General features: G+C 33.0%; 5 protein-coding genes. 2 read left to right on the plus strand and 3 right to left on the minus strand.

Translation table 11 applies throughout. The features are described from left to right. Together ACH5TX_RS00560 and ACH5TX_RS00565 are read left to right on the plus strand one after the other, a co-directional pair. Window positions 1-631 (plus strand): relaxase/mobilization nuclease domain-containing protein (locus ACH5TX_RS00560; protein ID WP_439337612.1); only part of this gene is annotated, 631 nt, incomplete at its 5' end. A gap of 16 nt (window positions 632-647) precedes the next feature. Further along, entirely contained in the window at window positions 648-962 is a 315-nt protein-coding gene (locus tag ACH5TX_RS00565) for a DUF6730 family protein (RefSeq protein WP_439337613.1), read from the plus strand. A 6-nt stretch (window positions 963-968) separates the two neighbouring features. Here ACH5TX_RS00565 and ACH5TX_RS00570 read toward each other — a convergent pair whose 3' ends face one another. Genes ACH5TX_RS00570 through ACH5TX_RS00580 form a run of 3 tightly spaced genes read right to left on the minus strand, consistent with a single transcriptional unit; the run spans window position 969 to window position 2,068 of the window. Next, window positions 969-1,289 carry a hypothetical protein gene (locus ACH5TX_RS00570; protein WP_281751798.1) on the minus strand — a complete coding sequence of 107 codons (321 nt, stop codon included), beginning with the start codon at window positions 1,287-1,289 and terminating at the stop codon, window positions 969-971. 12 nt (window positions 1,290-1,301) lie between these two features. Beyond that, window positions 1,302-1,646, minus strand: a complete 345-nt coding sequence (locus ACH5TX_RS00575) for a hypothetical protein (RefSeq protein ID WP_281751796.1) — start codon at window positions 1,644-1,646, stop codon at window positions 1,302-1,304. Then, window positions 1,646-2,068, minus strand: coding sequence for a hypothetical protein (locus ACH5TX_RS00580; RefSeq protein WP_439337614.1), 423 nt, complete (start codon window positions 2,066-2,068; stop codon window positions 1,646-1,648). Before ACH5TX_RS00580 ends, ACH5TX_RS00575 begins: the two co-directional genes overlap by 1 nt. Window positions 2,069-2,136 lie beyond the last annotated feature (68 nt).

A 2,136-nucleotide genomic window follows, 5' to 3' on the forward strand; every position in this document is an offset into this window, starting at 1 on the left:
ATTAGAAGCCATAACAAGACAATTTATAAAAGAGATGCAATTAAAGGAACGGCAAGCTATAGCATTTGTACATCAGGATAAAGAACATAAGCACATTCATTTATATGTCAATCGTATCGACTTTAAAGGCGTTGCTTATAACGATAGTTTTATTGGGAAACGAAGTCAGCTTGCAGCAGAAAAAGTCGCTGAAAGTATGGGACTGACCACCGTTAAGCAAATCCAATTTGAAAAAGAATTTAATCTAAAAGAAATACGAACTGAGATCAAACGCAGGCATGACCTGACTATGAAACAATTCAAACCCAAATCTTTTGATGATTATATAAAATCCATGCAAGCCAATGGAGTAAAAGTCATACCAACAATTAATAATCAAAACAAATTACAAGGCTTTCGGTTTGAGTTTGATGGTCACAATCTTAAAGGTAGCGAAGTACATCGCAATATGTCTCTTGGGAATATTGGAAAACAAATGTCAGGAATAAATGGAGCAAGCATATTAAAAGAAAACAATGTAAGTATCAAACTGGCTGGTAAAGTGGTTGACCTAACACCAAGTCTAGCTTTAAAAATCACCAAATTCATTATTAAAAGAGCCATTGATAAAGGGGTGGGCATAGGATATTAAATTAAACAGAACAATCATGACAAAACTTGAAGAACTAACAGCCTTATTGGTTAATGAAATCAATGACTTTAATAATGGTATTGAGAAACTAGAAAACATTAAGGAACAGTTAAAAGAAACTAAAATTAAAATGGATATATCCGAATACAAATCTATAATTGAATCACATCAACAACAGATGAAGTTTCATAAAGAAACATTAGAAGGTTTTGAAATTCGGTTTAATAACAAAATAAACCAAGCTAAAATGTATCCTACTTGGGCAGTGGTGGTATTTATTATTTGTATGGTTACTTGTGTAGGTCTTGTTTCCTATATGTTTCTGAAATAAGTTTGATTAAGGTCGCTTCATTAAAGCAGATACATCATCCAAAAATTCACCTTCTTCAAAGGGTAGAAGTTTTTGTGCCAATTCTAGGGTTTTACGAATATCTTTACCATGATCCTTTATATGTGGAGGACAATAAGTATCTCCTTGAGTAGCCAAAATACTAACATTCATTAAAGCTTCAATAGTGGTGAATAAATCTAAATAGCCTTCAAATTGTAAGTAAGTAGCCTTAAATTTTCCTTTTTGAATATCTGATGGCTCTAATGTATCTAATTTATACTTAGCTGATTTTATTAATTTTTCAAGTGCCTTCTTTTTTGATTTCATATCCTATTTTATTTAAGGTGCTTTCTTTTTGAGTTCCTGTGATGAAAGGATTTCGGTGATTTTGTCCAAACAAAACATTTGATCATGAGGCAATAAGTCAATAACCATTTCTAGTACTTTGGTCACGCTAGTTATTGGCGCTTTATTGCTATGTTTGGGATAAACAAAAACACCATTGCCATCTAGTGCATAATAACAGACTTCTAATAGAGCAGAAATACTACTGGTAATATCCTCATGGTCTGACACCTCAAAACCTATGGTCTTTCTTGTCCTGTTGCCATGAGATTCCATGCGAACTCCAGAGAAGTTTTTAATGTGCTTCTGTATTGTCTTTAATTTCTTTTTTTCTTTCATCAGCTGTTGATTTCTGGTTCTAAGACTAAATCTCGGATAACATCCAAAAGCTCCATTTCATTATGCGGAATCATATCCAAGACATACCCTAACACTTCTTTGATGTTATGTTCTGGGTCAGATATAGAACGTGTTGAGCAGTAATCGGCTTCCATGGCTAATATGCAGACCTTTAACAGATTCGAAATCATGAACGAAGTCTCTAAATAGCCTTCAGTAACTAATCCAATGGTATAATGCCCTTCTTTAAAAGGGTAAGGAGACAAAGAAGAAAAATCCTTTTTGGATAAGGATTTAATGAAATTGGAAAACTCAATGTCATTTGGTTCTGAGCTTTGTTGTTGAGTAACTTTGATATCTTTAGTATTTGATACTTCAACAATACAGGTGTTCAGTTTGTTTTTGAATAGTGACGTAGCCAATGCTTCCATTTTATGAGCTTTCTCTAATATTTTATGGATTTGCTCCAAGTTGATATGGTAATTGTTTT

The sequence above is a fragment of the Thalassobellus citreus genome (assembly GCF_044385915.1).
Taxonomy (GTDB): Bacteria; Bacteroidota; Bacteroidia; order Flavobacteriales; family Flavobacteriaceae; genus Thalassobellus; species Thalassobellus citreus.

Excerpts from the sequence above, each read along its gene's own strand:
- ACH5TX_RS00565 (WP_439337613.1), top strand. The coding sequence starts at position 648 with ATGACAAAACTTGAAGAACTAACAGCCTTATTGGTTAATGAAATCAAT.
- ACH5TX_RS00570 (WP_281751798.1), bottom strand. The coding sequence starts at position 1,289 with ATGAAATCAAAAAAGAAGGCACTTGAAAAATTAATAAAATCAGCTAAG.
- ACH5TX_RS00575 (WP_281751796.1), bottom strand. The coding sequence starts at position 1,646 with ATGAAAGAAAAAAAGAAATTAAAGACAATACAGAAGCACATTAAAAAC.